The sequence below is a fragment of the Streptomyces sp. NPDC005195 genome, assembly GCF_040608315.1.
Classification (GTDB): domain Bacteria; phylum Actinomycetota; class Actinomycetes; order Streptomycetales; family Streptomycetaceae; genus Streptomyces; species Streptomyces kaempferi.
In genome coordinates, this window is sequence record NZ_JBEXHZ010000237.1 from 1 (window position 1) to 2,543 (window position 2,543).

The 2,543-nt window shown below is 74.4% G+C and carries 3 protein-coding genes; all 3 read left to right on the forward strand.

Annotation, left to right across the window (positions count from 1 at the left end; translation table 11 throughout):
* On the forward strand, window positions 1-877 hold an 877-nt coding region (locus ABZV34_RS38445; RefSeq protein WP_356287624.1), incomplete at its 5' end, for a beta-ketoacyl synthase N-terminal-like domain-containing protein.
* Window positions 878-879: 2 nt separating this feature from the next.
* Entirely contained in the window at window positions 880-2,010 is a 1,131-nt protein-coding gene (locus ABZV34_RS38450; protein WP_356287627.1) for a 3-oxoacyl-ACP synthase III family protein, read from the forward strand.
* A gap of 68 nt (window positions 2,011-2,078) precedes the next feature.
* On the forward strand, window positions 2,079-2,543 hold a 465-nt coding region (locus ABZV34_RS38455; RefSeq protein WP_356287630.1), incomplete at its 3' end, for an ester cyclase.

Genomic DNA, 2,543 nt, shown 5'->3' on the forward strand with positions numbered 1-2,543 from the left:
CCCGCTCGCCGTCGCCGCCTGCCCCGCCGCCCTCGCCCACGCCGGCCTGGACGCCGACGAGCACACCGGCGTCGTCCTGGGCACCGGCCTCGGCCCGATGCGCAGCATCGAGGACTTCCTGCTGCCCGTCCTGGGCGGCTGCCCCGCCGAGGGCAGCCCGGCGGTCTTCCCCAACACCGTCTTCAACGCCGCCGCCGGCCAGGTCGCCATGCACGTCGGCGCCAAGGGCCCCACCTCCACCGTCACCACCGGCCACGCGGCCGGCGCCTCCGCCCTGACCGTCGCCCACGACCTGCTGCTCCAGCACCGCGCCGACGCCGTCCTGTGCCCCGCCGTCGAAGACCTCTCCCCGGGCGTCCTGACCGCCTACCGCGGCCTGCCGCTGTTCGAAGACACCGGCTACACCCTCGCCGAGGCCGGCATCACCCTGGTCCTGGAACGCGAGTCCAGCGCCCGCGCCCGAGGCGCCCGCATCCTGGCCGAGTTCGCCGGCCACGGCACCGCCTGCGACGCGGCCGGCGTCGGCCGCTGGGACGAGGACGGCGAAGGCGTCGAACGCGCCATGCGCGCCGCCCTCGGCCACGCCCGGCTGCACCCCGGCGAGGTGACCGCGATCTGGGCCAACGCCGCAGGACTCACCCGCGCCGACACCCCCGAGGCACACGCCACCGGCCGGCTCGCCGCCGCGTCCGGCTGCCCCGTGCACACCCCCAAGCAGACCCTCGGCGAACCCGTCGGCGCGGGCGCCCAGCTCGCCGCCCTGCTCGCCGTCACCGGCTGGCAGGAAGGCACCGCAGCCGGCCCCGTCCTCATCAACAGCTCCTCCCTGGGCGGCACCCACATCAGCCTCGTCCTGCGTCCCGCAACGGAGAACTGACCATGCCCCACACCCCCGCCCCCCCCCCCGCACCCGCCGAACGCCACGTGTCCGTCCTGGCCACCGGCGCCCACCTGCCCGGCGAGGCCCTCGACAACGACGCCCTCGCCCACGTCTGCGGACCGCTGCCCGACGACGTCCTGGACGGCATCCAGGTCAAGCGCCGGCACTGGATGGTCGACCCCGCCAGCGGCGCCCACACCACCAGCACCTCCGCCATGGCCACCGCCGCCGCCCGCCAGGCCCTCGACCGGGCCGGCGTCACCGCCGACGAGATCGACCTCATCGTCGTCTCCACCGCCAGCCCCGACTACCTGCTGCCCGTCGCCGCCACCTACGTCCAGGAACAACTCGGCCTGGAACGCTGCGCCGTCATCGAGGTCCGCGCCGGCTGCGTCGGCGCCGTCCAGGCCCTCGACATCGCCCGCCGCCTGCTCGCCGACGGCACGTACGCCACCGCCCTGGTCATCGGCGCCGAAGCCGTCTCCCCCCTCCTCGCCCCCGTCTTTTTGGGCCGCGAACCCGAACGCGTACGGATGCGCGACCGCCTGACCGTCTACACCTTCGGCGACGGCGCCGGCGCCATGGTCCTGCGCGCCGGCGAGGAAGGCTCCGCCGCCGGCCGCCGGCGGCCCGTCTTCGCCACCCGCTCCCTGGGCGGCACCCGCAAACCCGGCATGCACATCATCGGCGGCGGCACCGACGCCCCCCTCGCCGAACAGCAGCGCCGCCCCCGCCTCATGGACATCCGCCTCGACATCCCCGGCACCGCCCGCTTCGGCCCCCGCGTCTTCGTCGAGGGCATCCACGACATGCTGCACCGCTCCCGCCTCACCCTCGACGACATCGACGCCTGCGTCCTGCCCGAGGGCAACGCCGAGTACTTCGCCAGTGAGTACGGCACCGCCGGACTGTCCGCCGCCGACCAGAGCACCCTGAGCAAGACCATCGTGGAAAACCTCACCGACGTCGGCGCCACCGGCTCCGCCGCCGTCCCGCTGGCCCTGGACGCCGGCTGGAGCCAGGGCCGCATCACCCCCGGCGACACCGTCCTGCTGCTCGCCATCGAGGCCAGCCGCTACGTGTACGCGGGCCTCACCCTCACCTGGGACGCCCCCTTCCCCGGCAGGTGACGGGCGCCCGCCCGCCCCCGCCAGCCTTGACCCGCCCCTCGCGGGCGCCGACGCCATAAGGATGGAACGTGTCGATACAAGAGACGGTGCGCACCGGCCGGAGCGTGGAGGAGCGCAACAAGAAGACCGTCCGCCGGGTCTTCGACGCCTTCGTCAACCAGGGCGACTTCTCGGTCGTGGACGAGATCTACAGCCCCGGCATGGTCGACCACCAGCCGCTGCCCGGAGCCCCCGAAGGACTCGAGGGAGTCCGCTACACCATCGCCGGCCTGCGCCAGGGCTTCCCCGACCTGCACGTGACCATCGAGGACATGAGCGCCCACGGCGACCACGTCGTCATCCACAACACCTGGCGCGGCACCCACCTGGGCGACTTCCTGGGCGCCGCCCCCACCCGGCAGGTCATCGAGTTCACCGGCGTCGTGGTGTGGCGGCTGCTGGACAACGGCCTGATCGCCGAACGCTGGGGCATCGGCGTGGAGTCCAACATGCTGGGCGTGCTCGGCATGCGCCGGCTGGCCCCCGCCGCCCGC